Source organism: Stieleria marina, from assembly GCA_007741555.1.
Taxonomy (GTDB): Bacteria; Planctomycetota; Planctomycetia; order Pirellulales; family Pirellulaceae; genus K23-9.
The window spans coordinates 947,705-969,036 of sequence record CP036526.1 but is presented as its reverse complement, the minus strand read 5'-3'; the positions used below and the strand labels follow the sequence as shown (position 1 = coordinate 969,036).

The 21,332-nt window shown below is 53.6% G+C and carries 15 protein-coding genes; 12 read left to right on the top strand and 3 right to left on the bottom strand.

Annotated features, from left to right (window positions below; all coding sequences use genetic code 11):
• The first annotated feature begins 4 nt into the window (after positions 1-4).
• From K239x_RS03455 to K239x_RS03425, 7 genes are all read left to right on the top strand, one after another.
• Complete coding sequence (locus tag K239x_RS03455) at positions 5-4,072, top strand: LamG-like jellyroll fold domain-containing protein (RefSeq protein WP_145416264.1); 4,068 nt, start codon at positions 5-7, stop codon at positions 4,070-4,072.
• 120 nt (positions 4,073-4,192) lie between these two features.
• On the top strand, positions 4,193-5,182 hold the full coding sequence (locus K239x_RS03450) for a WecB/TagA/CpsF family glycosyltransferase (RefSeq protein ID WP_145416263.1): 990 nt from the start codon (positions 4,193-4,195) through the stop codon (positions 5,180-5,182).
• A gap of 4 nt (positions 5,183-5,186) precedes the next feature.
• Complete coding sequence (locus K239x_RS03445; protein WP_145416262.1) at positions 5,187-6,197, top strand: FkbM family methyltransferase; 1,011 nt, start codon at positions 5,187-5,189, stop codon at positions 6,195-6,197.
• A 309-nt stretch (positions 6,198-6,506) separates the two neighbouring features.
• Positions 6,507-7,826 carry a glycosyltransferase family 4 protein gene (locus tag K239x_RS03440; protein ID WP_145416261.1) on the top strand — a complete coding sequence of 440 codons (1,320 nt, stop codon included), beginning with the start codon at positions 6,507-6,509 and terminating at the stop codon, positions 7,824-7,826.
• Positions 7,827-7,836: 10 nt separating this feature from the next.
• Positions 7,837-8,796, top strand: a complete 960-nt coding sequence (locus K239x_RS03435) for a sulfotransferase family protein (RefSeq protein ID WP_419189625.1) — start codon at positions 7,837-7,839, stop codon at positions 8,794-8,796.
• Positions 8,797-8,878: 82 nt separating this feature from the next.
• On the top strand, positions 8,879-10,369 hold the full coding sequence (locus K239x_RS03430; protein ID WP_145416259.1) for an MBOAT family O-acyltransferase: 1,491 nt from the start codon (positions 8,879-8,881) through the stop codon (positions 10,367-10,369).
• A 7-nt stretch (positions 10,370-10,376) separates the two neighbouring features.
• Positions 10,377-11,585 (top strand): hypothetical protein, encoded by a 1,209-nt coding sequence (locus tag K239x_RS03425; RefSeq protein WP_145416258.1) that lies wholly within the window; start codon positions 10,377-10,379, stop codon positions 11,583-11,585.
• 17 nt (positions 11,586-11,602) lie between these two features.
• Here the strand turns inward: K239x_RS03425 and K239x_RS03420 are convergent, their stop codons facing one another.
• On the bottom strand, positions 11,603-13,549 hold the full coding sequence (locus K239x_RS03420) for a TolC family protein (protein WP_145416257.1): 1,947 nt from the start codon (positions 13,547-13,549) through the stop codon (positions 11,603-11,605).
• Positions 13,550-13,767: 218 nt separating this feature from the next.
• Here K239x_RS03420 and rfbD point away from each other — a divergent pair, with 218 nt between their 5' ends.
• The 5 genes from rfbD to K239x_RS03395 all read left to right on the top strand — a co-directional run bounded on the left by rfbD (position 13,768) and on the right by K239x_RS03395 (position 18,689).
• Positions 13,768-14,613 carry a dTDP-4-dehydrorhamnose reductase gene (gene rfbD, locus K239x_RS03415; protein WP_145416256.1) on the top strand — a complete coding sequence of 282 codons (846 nt, stop codon included), beginning with the start codon at positions 13,768-13,770 and terminating at the stop codon, positions 14,611-14,613.
• A 101-nt stretch (positions 14,614-14,714) separates the two neighbouring features.
• Positions 14,715-15,572 carry a squalene synthase HpnC gene (hpnC, locus tag K239x_RS03410; RefSeq protein ID WP_145416255.1) on the top strand — a complete coding sequence of 286 codons (858 nt, stop codon included), beginning with the start codon at positions 14,715-14,717 and terminating at the stop codon, positions 15,570-15,572.
• 103 nt (positions 15,573-15,675) lie between these two features.
• Positions 15,676-16,650, top strand: a complete 975-nt coding sequence (locus tag K239x_RS03405; RefSeq protein ID WP_145416254.1) for a phytoene/squalene synthase family protein — start codon at positions 15,676-15,678, stop codon at positions 16,648-16,650.
• Positions 16,647-18,068 (top strand): hydroxysqualene dehydroxylase HpnE, encoded by a 1,422-nt coding sequence (gene hpnE, locus K239x_RS03400; protein WP_145416253.1) that lies wholly within the window; start codon positions 16,647-16,649, stop codon positions 18,066-18,068. The genes K239x_RS03405 and hpnE overlap by 4 nt, the downstream gene beginning before the upstream one ends.
• A gap of 36 nt (positions 18,069-18,104) precedes the next feature.
• Positions 18,105-18,689 (top strand): DUF2585 family protein, encoded by a 585-nt coding sequence (locus K239x_RS03395; protein WP_419189624.1) that lies wholly within the window; start codon positions 18,105-18,107, stop codon positions 18,687-18,689.
• A gap of 62 nt (positions 18,690-18,751) precedes the next feature.
• Here the strand turns inward: K239x_RS03395 and K239x_RS03390 are convergent, their stop codons facing one another.
• Complete coding sequence (locus tag K239x_RS03390) at positions 18,752-20,353, bottom strand: glycine--tRNA ligase (protein WP_145422105.1); 1,602 nt, start codon at positions 20,351-20,353, stop codon at positions 18,752-18,754.
• A gap of 216 nt (positions 20,354-20,569) precedes the next feature.
• Entirely contained in the window at positions 20,570-21,277 is a 708-nt protein-coding gene (locus K239x_RS03385; protein ID WP_419189623.1) for a tetratricopeptide repeat protein, read from the bottom strand.
• Positions 21,278-21,332: the final 55 nt, after the last annotated feature.

Sequence of the window (21,332 nt, the reverse complement as noted above, 5' to 3'; positions counted from 1 at the left end):
ACCGATGTCGCACCGTGTAACGAAGCATCCAAATCGGCGATGCGTTCGATTCGAGCAACTGGAGGCTCGACGACCATTGGCAGCGGACCCGGCAATCGGTGTGAACCTGGATCCAATCGTTGACTTCAGCACCGCATGGACGTTCACCGACGTATTCAAGACGTCGCGGCCTTGGCTTTCGCACGCGTTCAACACAGTCACCCAACAAGAATCGTTTTCGGGTGGCGGCGAAGTCCAAGTCGACGAAAACGGTTGGCCGGTCGCGCTAAATGAATTCGTCAATGACGATGGGCATCTGATCCAACAACGTATCAGCACCTTGATGTTTCGCGACATTGGCGACAAATATCCTGCTGGCATTTATCGTGCGGAGTGGCAGGGATCCGGCGATGTCCGTTGGGAATTTGCGGCGCAAACGATCGAATCGGGTGTCTTCACCGATTCAAATGGAATCGTCAAACATTTCGCGTTGCTGGATGTGACTCCTCGCAATGCCGGCATCTCGATGAAGATCTACTCGATGGACGAAAGCGATCCAATTCGCGACGTGCATTTATGGATGCCCGACTACCAAGGCGATTCGTTTACCGGCCAGATCTGGTCACCAGGCGACGACTTCTCGCCATTTCATCCTGCGTTCTTGGAATCGCTTGAGCCGTTTTCGGTGCTCCGATTCATGGATTGGACGGACGCGAATCGAAGCTCACTGGTCGATTGGTCAGAGCGCCGCGACATCGACGACGCGCGGCAGCGCGGCGATGACAAAGGCGTCGCTTACGAATACATCATCGAACTAGCCAATTCGTTGCAAAAAGATGTTTGGTTGAACATGCCACATCAAGCAAACGACGAATTCGTTTCACAGTATGCCACATTGATTCGCGACAACTTGGATCCCAGCCTGACGGTCTACGTGGAATACTCCAATGAAGTGTGGAACGGCACCTTCGACGCTTTCAATTGGCTAACCGACCAACTGCCTGGCGGTGACGAGTCCCTGCGTTGGCAAGTCACGGCCGAGCAAGCGATTCGCGACTTTGACATCTGGAGCTCTGTTTTCGCTGGACAAGAACAACGTATCGTCCGCGTTGCCAGTGCCTTCACGGGAGTGCCCGAAGTTACCGAGTCGATCCTGAGTCATATGGATGGAAAATTCGACGCGATCGAAGTCGGTAGCTACGTTCGGTTGACGCAACCGCAGCAGAGCCAACTAGATGCTCAGACTACCGTCGACGAAATAATCGACTTAGCCGAAACAAACTTGACGCAAGTCACGCTGCCGCTGATCGACGAACATCAACAACTCGCCGCCACCTATTCACAACAACTTGGGCGCGAAATCGATCTGTTGGTTTACGAAGGCGGACAACTTTTATTGCCGGACAATTCGGGATCGCCCTACCTGCAAGCGGTCTTCGACGCACAAACAGACCCAAGGATGTACGATCTCTATGCGTCGCTGATCAGCGAACTGGATCAACGTGGCGTAGATCTGTTTAACCATTTCACTCACGTCAATCCATTGTCGGTGTATTCAACGACGGGAGCCTTGCAGTATCAGTTGCAAGACATCACAGACGCACCAAAGTACCGGGCTCTTGTTGATGCGTCGGACGGTCGTTTCTTTGTCCCCGGACTGAGCGGAACCGCCCAGCCAGCCACCGAAGGCGTCCAGAACCACGTCATATTTTCTCTTACGCTGGATGACCCAACTGATTATGCAGTCGATATTGAATTGTCATTGCTGGATGGGTCAGCCGTTGGAAACGGACAAGATTTTGGGTCCAGCGATGGCCATTCACTCGAGTCCTCTGTCGACGGAGGTCAAAACTGGCTTTCCGGATCAAGCCTGACGCTACCGCCATCGACCGAGACGTTCCTAGTGAGAGTCCCGATTGTCGACGACGACATTTATGAACTGGACGAGACGTTTACTTTGACCGCCAGCATCGCTGCCGAATCGTTTTCTGTCCAAGCGATTCTTTCAAGCGACGACACGCCGGACATCGAATCCGACCTGGTCGCACATTGGACGTTTGCCGACAGTGAAACGCAAGTAAGCGACATGGCGGTTTTCGGTGATGTAAGCGATGTCGGTACCCTGATCGGCGACGCGCAAATCCTTAATCCTTACACCACAACAAGCTCGCTGCAACTGGATGGACTGGGCGACCAAGTCAACATTGGCAGCAGCAGCGACTTGAACCTGGGCATTTTTGACGAACGATCCATTTCGCTCTTTTTCTACGCCAACGAGAATGACCGACGGCAAGTTCTTTTCGAAGAAGGCGGCGTGACTCGTGGCTTGAATATTTACCTGGAAGACAACCAGCTAATTGTCGGTGGCTGGAATCGCAGTCCTTTTCAAAGCAATTGGCAGGGGACATGGCTTTCGACACCCATCGATCCCCAACAGTGGCACCATGTCACGCTTTTCCTGGACGGTGACGCGACGGTCCAACCCGGTGCATTGGTTGGCTACCTAAATGGTGTTGAATTTGGTCGTGGTGAAGGATCGCAACTTTGGACCCACGGTGAATCCCTTGCAATTGGCGGTGCCAACGGTGAAGTTCGATTTGCCACGGAACCATTCACTGGTGCAAACGAGGTTGAATTCAACGGATTCATCAAAGACGTTCGCGTCTACAATCGTGCGTTGCATTTCAATGATGTTTCGGTGCTCTCAGGCGCAACCGTTCCACCGATTACACCGATCGATATCACGATCAGCGACGCGACGGCACTGGAAGGCGAAACGTTGCTATTTGACGTCCAACTGAGCGAATCGTTGGATGTTGACGTTCTGCTGCATTTGGATTTGGTCGACGTCAGTACGCAAGGTTCACTGGACTTTGGATCAATCGTCGCGCCAGCAAATTTTCAATGGGACGGTTCCATTCTATTGATCCCTGCCAACACAACGGCATTTCAATTGGCCATTCCCACCGTCGATGACAACGAGACCGAAGCGAGTGAAACGTTTTCGTTACGCGCGGGCGTCTTAAGCGGACCAGTCGCGACGATCGAAGAAGCGATGGGCACGATCGACAACGATGATGTTCTGCCAAGCGGCGATGCCCAGGCAGTTGCGTCATGGTCGTTCGACCAACTGGTGCTCGATACTTTTCCCGACCAAGCCAGTTTAGGCGTCGTTGATGACGTTGGAATCTTGGCTGGCAATGCTGCCATCGACCAAAACGCAGGACGTGGCGGCGCGCTTTCACTGGACGGACTTTCTAGTGTTCGTGTGCAAAGCAGCGACGATATCAACACACAGTTCTACGAAGACCGCACCGTCAGTCTATGGTTTTTGGCCGATCAAACCGCATCGCGACAGGTTTTATACGAAGAAGGTGCATTGACGACTGGGTTGAACATTTGGATCGAATCGGGCGAATTAGTCGTCGGTGGTTGGAAGAATTTCGCTCATGGAAATGGCTGGGCCGGCACATGGATCCACGCACCCGTGCAGTCGAACCAATGGAACCATGTTGCATTGGTGTTAAGCACCGACGGCATTACCGCGGGCAGCCTAACGGGTTACCTCAATGGAGCAGAAATGGGCAACGGCGTCGGTTACGCGATGACGCCTCACAGCGACCCTATCGGCATCGGGGCCAGCCACGGCGGCGTGCGATTCCAGTCAGGAACATCCTACGATTCTGGTAGTAGTCCGTTCACAGGACTGATTGATGAGGTCGGCGTTTTCAATTTGCCGCTGACACATGATCAGATTTCCACGATCGCAGCACAGTCCGACCAGTTTGCGTTACCAAATTTGGCGACGAACTTCGTCGAAACACCACCGATTCGAATGGCAACGGATGTCAGTGGCGATGGCGAAGTCACTCCCGAAGACCTGTTGATCATCATCAACTTTCTGGCAGAGCCAACGCAATGGAACCCCGCGCTGGATGTCAATCAAGACAAGTCGATTACACCTGCCGATTTGCTGATGGTGATCAACGAGATAAGCGAGATACGAACCGCAACTTTGCTGTTGTTGGAAGACGAGGCCGACGAAGAAGCATTGGTTGACTTAGCGATTACTGAATTAAATGGATTGTTCTGACCCGATTCATGGTGCAACGTTTTCAAATGGCGCGCGGATTGCATTTTCAATGCTTGAAAGTTCATCCACCGACACTAGGGCTGATGAACGTCCCATGAAGCTGTTGATAGAGGAAAACGCATGTCACGAGTTGTCAATCTGATCGCTGACGCTGAGAAGACGAACAGCGTTCTTTCCCACGATGATAAAGCGAACGTCACTGCAACGACGCAACGGAAGTCTTGCTCTACCGTTTTGGTGATGGACATTCCCATTACAAATATCACGACCGAGGAAGTCATCGATGATGTGAGTTCAATTTTGTCGTCTGCGGTGAACCATCCCAAGATGTTGTTCTTTGCAAACGCACACACCATGAACTTGGCGGCCAACAATCCCAGCTATCGAGCGGCGCTCCGTGCTGCGGACCATGTTTTTGGTGACGGAACAGGCGTCCGGTGGGCAGCCGGAATGCGAGGTGTAAAGCTGGCTGACAATGTCAATGGAACCGATTTGACACCCAGACTTCTTTCGACCCGGCAACCGCGAACGGCGTCCTATTATCTGCTGGGTGCGGACCCCAAGACGATCCACAATGCCGCTCATTCGGCCCAAAAACGGTTCCGCAATTGGCGGCTTGCTGGTTTTCACCACGGCTATATCCAAAGCGACACGGAAACGGCGGCGGCGATCGAGCGCATCAATCAAGTCGCTCCCGACATGTTATTGGTCGGCATGGGGAATCCCATCCAAGAACTCTGGATCCAACAAAATCTTGACCGCCTGAATGTCAAAGTCTGCATCGGCGTCGGGGGCCTTTTTGACTTCTGGTCCGGCAATTTTTCTCGCGCGCCTCAATGGCTGCGACGCATCGGCCATGAATGGCTTTGGCGACTTTGGCAGCAACCCGTTGGAAAATTCAGTCGCTACCTGATCGGGAATCCACTCTTTCTGGTGCGAGCTTTTTCTTCCGTCAAAGCCGATGGCCAGCGTCAAACTTCGCCTACGCCAACAAGCGACCAAACACCTACCCCTGCCAGCCGCGTCGACGAATCGCACCAACAGGGCGCTGCGCACTATCCAGCAGGCTTTGACACTTTGAAAACCATCACCTCAGAAACCGGAGTTTAAAACGATGCCAATTACGGCCGACGTTCCCAGCATTTCGGTGGCAGATAATGATGCCTCCAAGGCCGATCGATTCGCCAACCGTGGACATGGTCCCAATGTGCTTCCGTTGACCAGCCGCCCTGCCCCACCGATTTCGCAACAATTTCTACGCGCGACGATTGCAAAATTTTGCCGCGTGTACCCGCTTTTAAGCGGCTGCACACAGATTGCAAATTTCTCTCTGCTTCGACATCTAACCGACCAAGAGGAATTTGTTGTATCAAAGCTACGCGATGGATCTGCGATTCATCTGCAACTGAATGACTACGGGGGTCGTTCGATGTACTACTTTGGCGACTACGATCCCAAGATCACCAAGATCCTAAAGAAACTGTTGCGTCCGGGTGACAACGTGATCGATATCGGTGCCAACTTCGGTCTGATCTCGCTGATGGCGGCCAAGCTAGTAGGGCCGCGCGGCCAAGTTCATGCATTCGAACCCCAGGTCGGATTGGCGTCACTGATTGAAGCCGCTGCCGCCGACAACGACTACCGTCATCTCTTGGTGCATCCGATTGCCTTGTCCGACGCAGATGGCGAAGCCGAAATGTTTTTGTCGCCGGGCGTAACCGGTGCGGCATCATTGGTCCGTGATGACTTGGCGGGTGTTCAAAGCGAATCGGTTCGCGTCGCAGCGGCCGGTGCGTACTTTGACAGCCTGGGTCTCGCCAAGACACGCCTGGTGAAAATTGATGTCGAAGGCCACGAATACACGGTTTTGAAAGCAGCGGAACCTTGGCTGTCAAAGCACCGACCTGACGCAATTCTTTTCGAGACTCAAGACTACGACACGCCGTTGGCCGACCGTCCCGTACTGAGGCTCTTGGAACCGCTTGGCTACGAGTTTTACCCCATCACCAAATCGCGTTTGCGTTTCAATCTCCTGCCCTCAGAGTCACTTTCGCCGTGGGCTCGCGATCACGCCCACGATGTGCTGGCCGTGCAACCGTGGCGATGCTCGGAAATCCTGGAATAGCAGTTGATCAGATTGATAATCGGCCGAGCCCTGGAGCGATAAAACTTTTACCTGATCAATCTGACTTGGATGCGATTTTTATGCTCGGAGACGTGATCACGTCCATCAGACCAACGATTGGGGCCAATCATTGTCCCCTTAAAACAGAAACCCTTTTTCAACGCCTCACTGGGAACACTTTTTGCCTCATCTGATACCGAAGATCGACGCAGGGAAGCTAATCGCCGAATGGATTCGGTTTTTGCAAAGAGGTCAACCCAGCACAGCCTGAGTTGAAAACTGAACAGACCTGAAGAAGGCGGACCAACGATGAAAATTGCTGTCGTAGCAGAAAACGTATCGAAGTCGATGAGCGGCGAATCCCTCTTGGCTTACCAGTTTATTCGATTCATGAAACGACGAGGTATCGAGGTCGATCTGGTTTGTCACGAACGCGTCCGCAAGGAGTTGGATGAGTTCTGGGACGCCGAGGACTTAGGTGGCGTGAACTATGTCACTGAGAGCGGCCTGCAACGCTTGGTGTGGAAACTCAGCCAGTGGTTACCGTTTCGCGTTCGCGATTTGATCATCAACCAGCTATTGCACTTAATGACACAGATTCGCGCTCGTCGCGTGGTCAAACAATTGGTCGCCGACAAGGATATCGATCTTGTTTTCGAACCGTCGCCGATCACGCCGCGGGGAATCAGTTGTATGTATGACGTGGGAGCCCCAGTGGTCATTGGACCGATGTGCGGCGGACTGGATTTCCCACCAGGATTTCGATTTCTTGATTCGAAGTTTAGCCGAGCGATGGTGCATGTCGGACGTTGGGGGTCTGATGTGCTCCATCGCATTTTTCCCGGAAAACTGAACGCGGACGCATTGATCGTCGCAAATTGTTGCACCCAAAAGGCGCTTCCCAAGGGATTCAAAGGCAAGGTGCACCGCGTCGTGGAAAGCGGAGTTGATCTATCGGCATGGGACGAGCCCGTTGAACGCCACGATCCAAAATCACCCACTCGATTCTTGTTCTTGGGTCGCTTTGTGGATTGGAAAGGCGTCGAGTACTTGGTGGAGGCGTTTGTCAAAGTCGCGCAGCAAACCGATGCCATCTTGGAATTGGTGGGCGACGGCGAATCAATGGACAATGTCCGCGAGACCATCGCGAAACACAAACTGCACGATCGCGTGAACCTGCATGGCTGGATCCAACGCAGTGAGCTTCCCGACCTGATGCGCCGTTGCGATTGTTTGATGATGCCGTCACTGCGTGAATGTGGCGGTACCGCGATGTTAGAAGCGATGGCCGTGGGGCTTCCGCTAGTGGGAACGAAATGGGCGGGGCCCAAAAACTACATCGATCCAGCAATCGGTTTGCTGGTCGAACCCACGTCGCCAGCGATCTTTGTAGAAGGCTTGGCCAACGCAATGATCCAAATGGCCCAATTTCCTGAAATGCGTTGTCAAATGGGGAATGCAGCTCGCGAACATGTCCGCAAGCACTACTTCGACTGGGAATCCAAAACACAGCGGATTATTGAAATCTTTGATGAAACGCTCGCGTCCCAAAACGCAGTCGATCGGTCAACAAAGCCTCGGGTTGATCGGGTCGAACTCCCCTCCATGTCGATTAGTTCTCCTGCATAGTGACAAGACGATGAACATGATTGAATGCCGACCAAGCGACGCTCCATGCGTATTTCTGTTGGGCTGTGATCGATCAGGCACGACGCTGGTGCGCAGTATCTTGAACAATCACCCCGATGTGATGATCAGTTACGAGGCGCCCGCATCAGTGACGCTGGTGGAAACCTTTCAGCAGTACGGGATGCGAGCCACGATCGAAGCGATGCGGTCCTTCGAGCAATTTGATGCGGTCGATTGGCTGCATGTGTTTGACAGACTGGATGAAGTGTCCGACGTCACCCTGGCCGATGTCGTCGCGGCGGCAAACAACAATCTTTTGCAGCAAAACGGCAAGCATATCTGGGGTGACAAAACACCGGCCTACACTCGGTTCGTTGACACACTGGCATCGATGTACCCCAACAGTGTTTTCGTTCACATCGTACGCGACCCTCGCGCGGTGGCTGCGTCTTGGGTTCAAACGGACTGGGGCCCCAACACAGCGTTCCACGCAGGCCGTGAATGGCAACAACGTGTCAGCGAAGCAGACCGGTCACTGAAACAGCTACCCGAAAGCCGCGTTGCCGTGATTCGGTTCGAGGATTTTTTGGTTGATCCAGAGAAAACGATCCAGCCTGTTTGTCAGCGCATTGGAGTTCCCTACACATCGGCGATGCTTCAAGAACGCGACCTGGAGTCAGACGCATTGCCAACACGGTTTTTTCAAAAGCTTCACGCAAAAAGTCAAGAACGACTAGATCCTTCGCGAACGGATCGATGGCGGTCAATCGACGATCGAAAACTTGCACTGATTGAATCGCAAACTTGGGAACTGATGCAATTGTTTGGATACGAACCAACACGAAAGACGCCCCCATCGGTCACCAATTGGGATCGCCTGTCCAGCAAAGTTCACAACCGACTACGCCAAGTGACCAATCAACTGAAACAAAAACAATCGCCTCCGGTGTATCCACTTCCAACCCATTAAGCTTCGCCGAAAGTCCTTGAGGTCTTTCGCTACGGGCTCTACTGAATTTAAAAAGCTGAATAAAGTTTCCGATGCGACTGCTATGTTGTTCAATTCTTACTCGTTTCTGTTCCTCTTTTTACCGATCTGTTTGATCGGCTATTGGGGACTGCGTCATCAGGGTTGGGCGCGACCCGCGATTGCTTGGTTGGTCATCTGCTCGCTCGCCTTTTACGCATGGTGGAACCCGAGCTACCTCGCTCTGTTGATGGGATCGGTATCGTTCAATTATGTGTGTTCGGTCGGCTTGGCGCGTTTTTCGAGTGCAAAAGCCAGGAAAGCGACGCTGCTTACGGCAATCGTGGCGAACTTGTCGATGCTGACGTATTTCAAATACGCGGTCTTCTCGATCGAATCACTCAATGCGATCATCGGTACCTCTTACAGTATCGGAAGTATCTTGCTTCCGATTGGCATTTCATTTTTTACGTTTCAACAGATCGCATTCTTAGTCGACAGTTATCGCGATCGATCCGGCACGCCGAACTTCTTAGACTTCTGCCTCTTCGTCGCGTTCTTTCCCCAGTTGATTGCTGGGCCGATTGTTCACCACAAGCAGATGATGCCGCAGTTTTCGCAGATCGGCAGCGGTCGTTTGCGGACAAGCCACTTAGCCGTCGGCATGACAATTTTTGCGATCGGTTTGTTTAAGAAAGTGATGATCGCTGACGAAATGGCGATGCATGCCACGCCGATTTTCGATGCGGCCTACGCCGGGAACACACCAACGTTTCTGGAAAGTTGGATCGGAGCCTTGTCGTACACGATGCAGTTGTACTTTGATTTTTCGGGCTACAGCGACATGGCGATCGGGTTGGCAAGAATGTTCGGAATCAAGCTCCCTGTGAACTTCGATTCGCCCTACAAGGCCACCAGCATCGTGGAATTCTGGCGACGTTGGCACATCACCCTGTCACAGTTCCTGCGCGACTATCTGTACATTCCGCTTGGCGGGAACAAGGGCGGCAACCTGATGCGGTATCGCAACTTGATGATCACCATGTTGCTGGGAGGACTATGGCACGGAGCCGGCTGGACATTCTTAGCGTGGGGAGGTTTGCACGGGGCATACCTGATGATCAATCACGCCGTCCGCAACAGTCCCATTCCCGCCACAGCGACCCGATTGCTGGGAGCTCACGCTTTCAAAGCCGTTTGTTGGGCAACTACATTCTTGGCCGTTGTTTTCGCCTGGGTGTTATTTCGCGCTCCAACCTGGGAAGCCGCGACAAATATCGTTTCGTCAATGATTGGTCTAAATGGTCTATCGATGACTTCGTCCGTCTCCCGACTGCACGCCATCACATGGATCCCATTGCTCTTTGCGTTTGTGTTGCTATTGCCAAACACTCAGCAATTGATGTCACGTTATCGGCCCGCTTTTGGGTTCAGCAAACTTGATGACAAACATCCCGCTGTGATCGCATGGCACTGGAGACCGAGTCTAGGAAACGCGATTTTGATCGGCAGTTTGTTTGTGCTTTCGATCATGCATCTCAACCGAGTTTCCGAATTCGTTTACTACCAATTTTAGCTTCGTCATGCGCTGGCCCAAACATCATCGATTCGTTCGCACGTTTGCCATGGCGGTGGGATTTTCGTTGACCGGTTTGGTGGCAATCAACCTAGTCATTGATCCCTACGGAGCCTACCGTTTGGTTTCGATTCCGTCGTTTGAAACGTACCGCGACGAACAGTATGTTGCGGTTGCAGAGCGGTTTCGCCATTCACGAGCAAAGACGGTGGTGGTAGGAAGTTCGCGTGTGGTCGACGGTATCGATCCGGCAATGTGTGATCAGACCGGGCCGCCCATTTGTCCGGTTGCGGTCAGAGGCACGGCCTGGAAAGAACAACGTGACATCCTGAAACACCTGATCGATCATCCGCAGGGGCCACAGCAAGTTGTTTTCGCTCTCGACCTGGACACGGTGTTTCGCAAGAGTCGCCCAAGCGATTTTGAACAATCCCGGTTTTCGTCATCTCTAAGGACGATCGACTACCATTCGCAAAATTTGCTCAGCCTGCATTCGCTGAAACAGTCACTTGACCTAATCAGCCACGCGTTATCCACGACGCCACGAATCGACGATCAAATCGAACAACGGGTTCAGCAAAAAGGTAGCTATCAGGTCTTTCGGTCGCAGTTGTCGCGTCAGATCGACATGCATCAACCCGCTACGACCGTGCAACGGATCCACGATTCGGTTGTCGAACTAGAACAGTTGATGGCCGATGCCGAACGTCAGAAGATCTCGTTCAAGATTGTATTCCTACCGATTCACGCGCTCAGCTACGAAAAACTGAACCGGCAAGGATATGGCGAGTGCTTGGAAACGCTGAAACGTCGCGTCACCAATATCTGCTCAATCCACAAAGTGCCGTTGTGGGATTTCACCGGCTACACCGAATTCACTACGGAGTGCGTTCCGAAACCAGAGCAACGCGACGAAGTGATGCATTGGTTCTACGACAGCGACCACTTCACGCCTGAATTAGGCAAGCAAGTGATGTCATGTATCAGCCAAAACATTCGTTCTGTGCCAGCCGAGACACGTCGGAATCTTGATGCACTAGGCACACGTTTGACCGCCGAAAATATTGAGTCGCATCTAGAATCGCTTCGGCAACAGCGCGTCAGGTATCTCAGCGAGTCGCCGGCGGAGTTGCGTCTACTCGATCCCAACAATCCCCTACAAGCTTTTGCTGATCATCGTCCCACCGAATCGGTGAACCGCTACGTCCAACGATGACAGCGGCCAACAGCGACTCACTGGCCGGCAAATTCAACATGATGCTGTTGTCCGGTTGCGTATTCCCAACGGACGACAGCTTGCTGTAGTGCGATTTCGCTCTGAATTTTTGCCAGGACAGCTTCCACCAAAGTCGCTTCGGCACGGATTTTTTGGTCCAAGGTCCCCTCGCCTTCGCGATACAACGTTTCGCGGCCTTTGACCTGCTCGGCGGCGATCTCGACGCGGCGAATCTGCAGGTCCATCACCGAACGCGATGTTTCGATGTCTTGCCAAGCTCGTGCGACTTGCGTCTGAATCTCCTGTTCAACCTGACGCCGCTCAGCCAACAATCGCGACAGTCGAACACGTGACCGCGACAAAAGCGCCCGTTCGGCTCGCTGGCCCGCCGCCCGTCGATATTCAAACTGCAACGCCCAATCGTTGTATTGATTGTCGAAAACCGTCTCCAGCGAATCATCCAAGCGGTCATCCAAGCCTGACACCGCGTAGTCGAATCGCATATTCAGGTCGGGACGAAGATTGTCGTTTGCCAAATGAACACCCAGCTCGGCTGCCTTAATCTGGGCACTGACAGCCATCATCTCGGGTCGTAACCGCGCGGTCGCTTCGCCGATTTCCAAAACCGGTTCGGTATAGATCATTGGCTGATCGATTGCAAAATCAAAAGGAGCCTCTGCCGGTAAGACGCCCATTACGTTTGCCAGCGCGATCTTGTTTTGTTCGGCGACGTTCTTGGCAAACGTCAGTTCAATTCGAAATCGCTGCAGTTGATCCTCGGCTTGTTGAACATCTGGCAACGTGCCATCGCCCAGCTTTAAGGATTGCTTTTCTTGTTCCACCGATTCAGCCGCCTGCTCGACCGCTTGTTGACGAACGATCATCTGCTGTTGTGCCAATTTCCAATCCCAGTAAGCCAACTGCACGTCGCGTAACGTTAGATTGACACGAGACCGAAACTGATGCGTTGCTTGACGATGATTGACCTGCGCGATTCGCAGGGGAGCGGTCGTCACATCGCTGCCGCGACCGCGACCAAGCGGCTGCGTTAGCCGAAAATTCAACGCCGAACGCCAAGCAGGATTGATCAGAGCGAAACCACCGACGGGATCTTGGAACAAGTAGTCCGTCGCTACGCCGGCTTCGACGGTACCACCGGTTTCCAACAACTTTGAAAGTGAAAGCTGATTGCGATCGACCGGCCGAAAGAAATCCGTTTGCTGTTCGTTCGTGGGTGTCAGACCACCACTGTTGACGAAGTTGGAAAGCTGACGATCCGTTTTTCCACCTGCAACTCCCGCTTCAAAGACGGGATCAAAAGCGGCTTGTTCAGATGAACAAAACGTCGCCGCTTCGCGCGGCGCATGCCCCAGCACCAAGATGCTCTTGTTGTGTGAAAGCGAAACCTGGATTGCTTCGACAAGCGTCAGCGGACGTTCGGCAGATTCTGCTCCCGCATCGTCAAACGTATCCGGCATCGGAGCGAAGGCAGACATCGCTTCTTTTCGAGACTCATTGGCCGATGAGTCGTTGTCTTCGCTGGCTTGGTCTGGTTCATCGCCCGCATCGTTTGCATCACGACCAGGACTGGTCGTTGCGGCGTCCTCATTTCGATCTGAATCGGCAGCTTGCCGGGCGAACTCGTCTGTATCCACCAACTCTGTCACCGGGAGATCAGTGACGGACGACCGTTGGTTCATGACAAAGCGTGCCGCGATCGCCTGCAATTTCTTGCCTGATTTTGGTTGCTCCGGCGGCGAAATCTGATCGCTAGCCCCAGCCACTTGGACAACGGCATTGGCTGCTGGTGTCGTGGGCTTCACTGCACGGAACTCGGCGGGCGACATTTCAATTGGCTTGCTCTCCCCAGGGCGTCCGGCATCTGGAATTCCAGAACGACAGCCAGTCAGGACCAGTCCCGACAGAGCGGTGGCGATAAAAAGATTGCGAGCGAATGCGGGCATATCTACCGAACTCCGTTCCGGTAAGAAAAACTAATTGCCTTTGCCAAAATGCCAGAATCGAAGCCGCCAACTTCATTCGGTTATCGCTAGTATCGGGTCTTATGAGACAAAGGATTGTGGATCCTGGGTAATGCGATTTGGTCTGTCTGGGGAAACTTTGCCGAATGGCAAACGGATGATCATTGATCTAAAAATACACCTCATAACGAAGCGATGCGATGATTGTTGTAACAGGAGCTAATGGGCAACTGGGTCGGAATTTTTGCCGGCAACTGAACGCGACGGGACTGGACCGCGACAAGCTAGACATCAGCGACCAAGCCTCCGTCGCAAAGGTATTGGGCGGTCTGCGACCAAGCGTCGTGGTTAATTGCGCGGCTTACACAGCAGTGGATGCCGCCGAAGATGACCCAGCGACGTGCTACGCCATCAACTCAACTGGTGCACAAAACCTCGCTCAAGTCGCGGCACAACACAATGCTCTCTTAGTCCACATCAGCACTGACTACGTGTTTGGAAGCAATGATTCTGGAAGCAAGGATGTCGCTGATCACCCCCATCAGGAACACGACGCAGTGTCTCCTGAAAGTGAATACGCCAAAAGTAAACTGCAGGGCGAACGATTCGCGGCTCAGTGTCCCAATCACTTGATCCTTCGCACTTGCGGTCTGTACGGAGTGGGTGGCAACAACTTTGTCGAAACGATGCTTCGACTAGCCGGTCAGCGCAGCGAGCTCAGTATCGTCGATGACCAGATTTGCAATCCAACGTCGACAGCAACCATCGTGAAAGCAACCGAACGTTTAATCGCCGCGAATCAAAACGGATTGTTTCACGTTGTCAATTCAGGAGAAATGTCGTGGTATGACTTTGCCGCAGAGATTTTTCGTCAAAGCAATCTCGACATCAAACTGACGCCGATTTCCTCAGAGCAATTTGGTGCAAAGGCACCGCGCCCGCGATACAGTGCCTTGGACACCAAGCACTACGAAAACGCGACGGGAGATTCGATCGCAAGCATTCCGACAGCACTTGCGGAGTACTTGGAAACGCGAAAACCGTAACGCCTGCGTTGCCAAGTCAACCAAACTACGATTAGATATCGTCGCCAACAGACCTTGGCCTGTGTGATCCCAATTGCGTTCTTACAAAACAAGTTTGCTCCATGTCGTCTGATTCGGTTCTACGCCGTTGCGAGCGAGAGTGCCGGAACCTTGCGACATCGCACTACGAAAACTTTGTCATCGCCAGTGCCTTGCTGCCTCGGCAACTGCGGCAACCCTTTTACAACATCTACGCATTTTGCCGAACCGCCGATGACTTGGCCGACGAATCACCGTCGCCGGCAATTGCTCTGGAGCGTCTTAGTGAATTCCAAGACCAACTCCATGCGACATTCGCCGGCCATCCACCCGAGAATTTGTTCCTACCGCTAGCGCAGACGATTGAACAATTCTCGCTGATCCAGCAACCATTCGACAATTTGCTGAGTGCATTTCGGCAAGACCAAACCAAGACGCGGTACCAGACGATGGACGAACTGCTGGATTACTGCCGCCGATCGGCCAATCCAGTCGGACGCATTTTGCTGAAAGTCGCCCAGTGTTCCAATCCAGAAAACGATTCGCTTTCCGATGAAATCTGCACGGGATTGCAATTGGCAAATTTCTGGCAAGACGTCTCGCGAGACTACGAAATCGGCCGCGTTTATTTGCCAACCGACCAAATGGAAAAACACGGTTTGTCGGACAAATCGCTGGGTGACAAAACGACACCTCTGGCATTGAAAGTAATTCTGCGTCAACAGTGTGACATCACCGAACGATACTTTCAGCGTGGCCTACCGTTGGCAAAGCAGGTGCCGTCGTGGTTTGCCAGGGACGTCAAACTTTTCGCTCATGGTGGACTGACGACGCTCCACGCGATTCGCAACGTCGACTTTGATGTGTTGCGAGTTCGACCAAAAGTCAGCAAGGTTCGCCAATTTTCACTCGTAGCGCGTGCAGCACTGGGCTGGCTTTAAACGCTCAGCCCAAGACGATAACCCGCGACCTTGCTCAACACGCAGCGAAACACGATGCCCGAGTCCTTGCACCCCACACTGGCCTTCGCGGTATGATCTTGGCATGCAACGCCAGTATTCTATCGACGCAAGCTACCGTCTCGTTCGCCGAATTTCGCGGCGGAGCGGAAGCAACTTTTACCGTTCGTTCTGGCTGCTACCGAAACCGAAACGAAAAGCGATGACGGCGCTGTACGCCTTTGCGCGGGTGACTGACGACTTGGGTGATTGTGACGAACCCGTTGAACAACGCACCCTGTGGCTAAAATGGTGGCGAAATGTTGTTCAAGAAAACTTGACCGACATGCAAAGCAACTCGGAAATCCAATTGCAGCAAGTGGATTCCGCCTCAGACAAGCTTCAACAACATGCATGCCAGATTTTGCCGGCGTTGCGAGATGCTTCGCGAAAGTACTCGATTCCAACTCGCTATCTGTTAGAAATCATCGACGGCGTTTTGGCCGATCAGCAAAAAACACGATTCGACACCTACGAACAACTCGAACACTACTGCTACCTGGTGGCTTCGGCCGTCGGGTTGGCCTGTCTGCACATTTGGGAATTCGAAGGTGAATTGCCGGAGAAAGCAGCCGTCGACTGCGGCATTGCGTTTCAGTTAACAAACATTTTGCGAGACATATCCGAAGACGCACAACGCGGACGCATCTACTTACCGCGTCAGCACTACTTGGCTCACGGGCTTTGCGAAGACGACTTGTTGCAGCCGCGTGCCGACGATCGGCTCGCTCACCTGATCAACGAAGAAATCAAACGCGCCGAGAAACTTTACGAATCCGGGTGGCAGATTTGGGACACGCTGAGCCCCGACGGCAAACCGATGTTCAGCATGATGTGGCGAACGTATCGCAGATTACTAACGCGGATCGCGGATAACCCGCGGGAAGTCTTTCACCGTCGCCTTGGACTGTCCAATCGAGAAAAGATCGGGTTGGTGTCTCAACACTTCCTGCCGCCGATGTTCAAACGCCTGGAAGTTCCTCCCGCCGAGATCGCGTTGTCGCGGAACGAAACGTCGTGAATCGAAAACGAATTGTCATCATCGGCGGCGGGCTGGCAGGACTAGCCGCCGCCGAATCCTTGCTCCGACACCATCGCGATCGATTTGATGTCTGCGTGATCGAATCGAAAAGGTCGACGGGAGGACGAACCGGCTCCTTCGACGATCCCGAAACTGGCCATTCGGTCGACTACTGCCAGCACGTCACGATGGGCTGCTGCACCAACTTGATTTCGCTCATGCAACGTTGCGAGTTGAGTGACGCGTGGCAGAGATACGACCAACTTGACTTTCTACATCCGCAATTTCCTGCCAGTCGCTTTGCGCCGGCGAAGTGGTTGCCGGCTCCGTTTCATCTGGCGACGAGCATTGGGGCACTGAAATATCTGACGTGGAAACAGCAGCGAGTCGTTCGGCGTGGGCTTTTGAAGTTGATGCGTACGCGACCGAGTCAACTGGGTGGTTGGACGGCGGATCAATGGCTTCGTTCAGTAGGCCAGGATCGCGAAACCATTCGCGACTTTTGGGACGTCATTTTGGTCAGCGCGTTGGGCGAGCAGACGGACAAAGTCGCGATGACGGCGGCCCGCAAAGTCATCATCGATGGCTTCGCCGCAGCGAAGGGTGCATCGGATGTGTTGGTGCCAAAAATGCCACTTCGACAACTCATCGGCGAACGATTGAGCCGGTCGATTGAAGAGCTGGGGGCGGTCGTCGACACCGCCTGCAAAGTCGATGAAGTGTCTGCTGCACCGCGGAGTATTCATTCGGCAACCCGTTGCTGGCTGGCCGATCACGTCGTTTGCGCGGTGCCATGGCACCAGCTCAAACGCGTCTTAAAGTCAAACGCCCTGCAATCGTCGATCGAGCATTTCGATGCAGCCTGCAATCTACCTGCTTCGCCTATTACCGGCGTTCACCTTTGGTTTGATCGCGAAATCACACCACTTCCGCACGCTGCCTTGGTGGGGACTCTGGCACAGTGGCTTTTCCGCGATCCCATCGCAAAATCAAATGCTGATGACGCAGCCGATGACAATGGCGAGCACTATTACCAAGTCGTGATCAGCGCTTCGGCAGACGCTCGGCAGCTCTCCAAAGACGAATTAGTGCAGCGGGTAGTCTGCGAACTGCAGCAACTCTTTCCGGCGACCAGCCATGCAAGGCTACGTCGAAGTGTAGCGGTCACGAATCCGCAATCGGTATTTTCGGTGAGCCCCGAAGTCGAGGAGATTCGCCCATCGGCCCGCACTGCCCTGCCCTGGCTGCACCTTGCCGGCGACTGGATCGCAACTGGCTGGCCCGCGACGATGGAAGGCGCCGTCATTAGCGGACGCATGGCAGTGAACAGCATATTGGAATCAGAGCAATTGCAACCGCTGCCAATCGAATCAGGACTACCGCGCGGCTGGTTTGCCAAAAGGTTGATCGCAGATTGAATCGGCAAAGACGATTGCGTGCTGTATGTTGATCGGATGCCACCAATCGAAAGCCAATCGCTGAGTCGCCGAAATCTAGCATTCTGTTTGATCGGAATCGCTGGGCTGATGTGCGCAGTACTGACGGCAATGGGCCGTTGCTGGTGGTGCGAAGCCGGCGACTACCTGCCTTGGTCGTGGGACGTTTGGAGTCGCCACAATTCGCAACATTTGGTCGATCCCTATGCCCTGTCCCACATCGAACACGGCATCGGCTTATTTCTGTTGCTGACGTTTTTCGCAGCCAAGATCACGTCCACATCGTCGCGAATCGTTGTCGTCGCCGCGGTCGAAGGAATCTGGGAGATCGCCGAAAACACGCCATTGATGATCAACCGCTGCCGCGAAGCGACTGTTTCGCTGGACTACTTTGGCGACAGCGTGCTCAATTCGCTGTCGGACTTGGGCATGTGTTTGCTAGGAGCTCTACTGGTCGTCAGGCTGAAGTGGAAGCGAAGCATCGCCGTGTTCGTACTGCTGGAGATCGTCAGCATCCTGTGGATCCGTGACAGCCTGCTGTTAAACATCCTGATGCTGCTGTCGCCTGTCGAAGCGATCAAGACGTGGCAAGCGGGCGCCTAGCTTGTCACCGCTAGATCTCAACGCTGGCATTCAATCTAGCGTGGTAAAACCACGACTCGCGATCATGAAATCCGTTGCTGAATTTCGGCAACCACGTCGTCGATCTTGACTCTTGTTTGCTCCAGCGTGTCACGATCGCGAATCGTGACGGTTTTGTCCGTCAACGTGTCACCGTCGATCGTGATGCAATACGGCGTACCGACTTCGTCTTGGCGACGGTAGCGTTTGCCGACCGCCCCTTTTTCGTCGTAAAACGCTGGCATCTGTTGCTTCAGTTCACCGTAAAGCTCCTTGGCGATCTCCGGCATGCCTTCCTTTTTGACCAAAGGAAAAATGGCGGCTTTGATCGGTGCCAAACGTGGATGCAGTTTTAGCACCGTCCGAGTCTGCAGGTTGCCTTTCTCGTCAGGTGCCTCGTCTTCGGTGTAGGCTTCGCACAGAAACGCCAGCGCACCACGATCGGCGCCAGCAGATGGTTCGACCACGTGAGGAATGAACTTTTCGTTTGTTTCCAGATCGCGATACGACAGATCGCGACCGCTACCTTTGTACTTAGGCTTGCCGTTTTCGCCCAACTGGACCGTCATCGGATCGGTCGACGGGTCCAACTTGCCTTCCATGTGGCTGCGAAGGTCAAAGTCGCCGCGATGCGCGATGCCTTCCAATTCACCGTATTCGCCTTCAGGCAGAAACGGGAACGCATATTCGATGTCGGCCGTCCCGACGCTGTAGTGCGCCAACTCTTCTTTGTGATGCTCACGCATGATCAGCAGTTCATCGGAGAGCCCCAATTCCTTGTACCAAGCCAAACGTCGATCGCGCCAGTACGTGTACCATTTTTGCGATTCGTCAGGATGACAGAAGAATTCGATCTCCATTTGCTCGAACTCGCGCGAGCGAAACGTGAAGTTACGCGGCGTGATTTCGTTGCGAAAACTCTTGCCGACTTGGGCAATGCCAAACGGGATCTTCACGCGGCTACTATCCACCACGTTCTTGAAATTGACAAAGATGCCCTGAGCCGTTTCGGGTCGCAGGAACGTTGTGTCGTTCTCCCCGCCCAGCGCACCGAGCGTGGTTTTGAACATCAAGTTGAATTCGCGTGGCTCGGTTAGCGTGTCCAATGTCTTGGACTCTGGGGCGAGCACATCCGTCGTCGAATCCAGTTTGTCCAGCGTCAGCGATTCGCTGCCGACGGTCAGTTCGTCCGCGTTTTTGGGCCGCAATTTGAAAAATTTCATGGCTCGGCGGCGTACTTCCGCTTCTTCTTGCTCCATTTCGGCCAACGTCGAAACAAAGATTTTCTTGTCGCGATGCTCGCACCAACGCCCCCGGACTTGGTCAAACCGGTAGCGTTTCTTGCTTTCGCGGCAGTCAACCATGTGATCGTGAAACAGGTCGTAGTGACCGCTACATTTCCAAACCTGCGGGTGCATGATGATCGTGCTATCCAACCCGACCATTTCATGAGTACTGGGCGCACCGTCGCACTGGACCAATTCGTTGTGGCCACTGATCATGTCGTGCCACCACGCGTCCTTCAGATTGCGTTTCAATTCCACGCCCAAGGGACCGTAGTCCCAGAAACCTTGGACGCCGCCGTAAATTTCGCTGGACTGAAATAGGAAGCCACGTCGCTTGCAGAGCGACACGATTTTTTCCATCGATTTCATGACGATGTTCGTTCAGATGAAGAAAGGCAAGTTGGTAAGGAGTTGCTGCGAAGAACCGCGGCAACCCATTGGATCTAGCAAAGAATGTAGACCGGAGCTGGAATTTGAGCGAGATGTGGCCCCAAAGGACGGCCGGCTCAAATCAACCATAAAACTCAGCAGGATGATGAACGCCGCGTGAAGGCCAGCGACGGCAAGGCAGATCGATTAATACCGCGTCGTGTTGTACTGCAGCGGCGTCGCGATCTGGGTGCCGCCGTTGAACGCATTCGCTTCCATGTTGCCGTTGAGCTGCCGGCTCAGAGCGGCAACCCGTTCGGTGACTTGGGGGCTGCCGGCGTTGAGTGCCAACGCCCGCTGATAGTTCTGCAAAGCTTGGGTGATATCGCCGGACTTTTCGCGAAGATTCGCCAGGGCCAGCCAAGCTCGTGAGTTGTTGGCATTTTGCTGAACGGCGTCTTCCAAATACTTCAGGGCCGTCTGTGGTTCGCCGTGTTCTTCGTAAAGCCGTGCCAGCTCAATTCGCGGTTCGGCGTTGATCGGATTTCGCGAAGCCCAGTTTTTCAAAAGAGCGAAAGCGCGATCGGGCCGCCCCGAATCGACCAACAAAACAGCCAAGCCACGGTGGCACTCGACATGGTTGGGGTCATGGTCCAAACACTGGTTGTAGAGCGATTCAGCTTGCTCGATGAGGTCCGGTTCGCGCCTCAGGGTCCCCAATCGGTGGGTGGTGGCGGCCAGATTGTAGTAGCCGTCCGGATTTTGAGGATTCGTCGAAATGACTTTTTGAAATTGTTGCAGGGCCGCTGAGTACTGGCCCTGTTCGTACAAACGGGTGCCCGCAGCGTTCTGACCACTGGACGTCCACTGACATCCCGAGACCAGCAGCAGGCAAAATAATGCCAGCAAAGCCAACAGGGGCGATCGAGTTTGTGAACGTAAAAACCTCTGAAACACGACGTTTCTAGCG